At 74.2% G+C, this 1,966-nt stretch carries 2 protein-coding genes; one reads left to right on the top strand and one right to left on the bottom strand.

The genetic code is table 11. The annotated features are described in order from the left end of the window. Positions 1 to 390: AAA family ATPase (locus IJH84_RS23315; protein ID WP_295149032.1), on the bottom strand; the 390-nt coding region annotated here is incomplete at its 3' end. A 63-nt stretch (positions 391 to 453) separates the two neighbouring features. On the opposite strand from IJH84_RS23315, the gene IJH84_RS23310 reads away from it, so the two are divergent. Then, on the top strand, positions 454 to 1,809 hold the full coding sequence (locus tag IJH84_RS23310; protein ID WP_295149030.1) for an FGGY family carbohydrate kinase: 1,356 nt from the start codon (positions 454 to 456) through the stop codon (positions 1,807 to 1,809). The last annotated feature ends 157 nt before the right edge of the window (positions 1,810 to 1,966 follow it).

Raw genomic sequence — 1,966 nt, 5'->3', positions numbered from 1 at the left:
GAACAGCTCCGGATCGCCTTGCAGGTGGACCAGGTGCAGTTCTGCGGGCGCGACGGACCGCACCAGCTCTGTCCACTCCGGACCGCCGGTGAGTTCCGCGGTGAACGGAGCGGCGAGGACGGCGGAGCCTGCGGTCGAGATCACTTCGGCGGCGGTCGCCCGCAGGGCCGCGTAGCGCGCCGCGCGGATGTCGTCCGCGCGCGGATGCGTGAGCCAGTGCTCGTCGAAAACCGGCCCGTGCAGGCGATCCAGCAGCGGCGTGCTGAGCGTGTCGAGGTCCAGCAGCGGTAGCCGGAGCGCCTCGGCGAGCGTCCGGCCGAGCGTGGACTTCCCGCTCCCGGCGGGGCCCGCGACCGCGATCACCACGGCGGATCCGTTTGACAGCAGCACGTCATGGTCCCGATGATAACCACTCAAGTCACCGGTGACATAGTCGTACATGACACCGGAGTCATGCGCGGACGGAAGGACGGGCGGATGGGCGGCAGGCTCGTGGCGGGCGTCGACCTCGGCAGCACCGGGATCAAGATGCTCGTCGTCGACGAGGACGGGACCGAGCTCGTGCTCGAGGAGATCCCGACACCCTGGCGTCCAGGACCCGGCGGGACCGCCGACCTCCCGGCCGAACGGTTGGTCACCGCCCTGCACCGGCTGGTCCGGGGCGCGGCCGACCGGCTCACCGGCCGCCGGATCGAGGCGATCGCGATCGCGGGCATGGGCGAAAGCGGTGTGCTGCTCGACGCGGCGGGACGAGCCGCGGCCCCCGCGTTCGCCTGGTTCGACCCGCGCGGCGCGGAGCAGGTGCGGGCGTTGCCCGAACCGATCCGCGCCGAGTTCGCCGGGCGGACCGGACTGCCCCTCGGCGCGCAGACATCGGCGGCCAAGCTCGCGCACCTGCGCGACGGCGGGCTGCGGCCGCACGGGCACCGCTGGCTGAACCTGCCCGAGTTCGCCGCCACCGTGCTGGGCGGCAGGCCGTCGCTGGAGGCGTCGCTGACCTCGCGCACCGGTCTGCTCGACCAGGACACCGGCGAACCGTGGGACGCGATGCTCGCCGAGCTCGGTGCCTCGCGCGAGCTGCTGCTGCCGATCGAACCCGCGGGCACGGATCTCGGCGCGGTCGCGGACCGGTTCCCGGCCGCCGTCGCCGGTGCGCGGATCACCGTGGCCGGTCACGACCACCTCGTGGCGGCCGAGGCCGGCGGCGCCATCCGGCCGGATCAGTACCACGTGTCGATGGGCACTGCGGAGGTCCTGCTGCGGGTGGTCGACGCCCCGCTCGGCTACGCCGCCCGCGCCCGCCTGGCCGGGCACCTCATCAACGAGGTCCGGCACGTCGTGCCGGGCAAGCACGTGCTGGTCGCCGGGGTGAAGACCGGGCTGCTGCTGCGGCGTGCGCTGGAGACCTCCGGCATCACCGACCGGGCGGGCCGCGACCGGCTCGACGCCGCCGTGATGCACCTGCCCTACGAGGGCGCGCTGCCAGCGGGCGGGCTCTCGGTCTCCGGTGCCCGCAACGACGACGGCGAGCTCGCGCTGACCGTGCGGACCGACGGCGCGACGCCCGCCGAGATCTTCGGCGCGGTCCTGCGGCACAGCAACGACGAGATCAGCGAGCTGATCGCCGCTATCGACCGCGAGCTCCCGCCCGCGAGCTCGGCGACGCTCACCGGCGGCTGGGCGGACATGCGCAGCGTCCGCCGCGCCCGGGAACGCGTGCTGCCGCGGATCTCCGCATCCGAACGCTCGCAGGAGACCGCGTTCGGCGCCGCCCGGATCGCCTCGCACCTGCTTCCGGCCCCGGCCTGATCGCGCCGCCCCGGCCTGAAGACCCGGCCCGCGGACTCCGACCTGATCTCCCCGGGCCGACCGCACCCGAACCCGCAAACGCAGGAGGAACACCGATGAACGCACTGACGACGCCCGAACGCCGGGGCCTGGCGACGATCTCCACCCCGGCGGGCCG

Source organism: Saccharopolyspora sp., assembly GCF_017434145.1.
In the GTDB taxonomy this organism is placed as follows: Bacteria; Actinomycetota; Actinomycetes; order Mycobacteriales; family Pseudonocardiaceae; genus Saccharopolyspora_C; species Saccharopolyspora_C galaxeae.
Note: the sequence above shows the minus strand (reverse complement) of the source record. Positions and strands in the feature narration are given on the sequence as shown.

Excerpts from the sequence above, each read along its gene's own strand:
- IJH84_RS23310 (WP_295149030.1), top strand. The coding sequence starts at position 454 with ATGCGCGGACGGAAGGACGGGCGGATGGGCGGCAGGCTCGTGGCGGGC.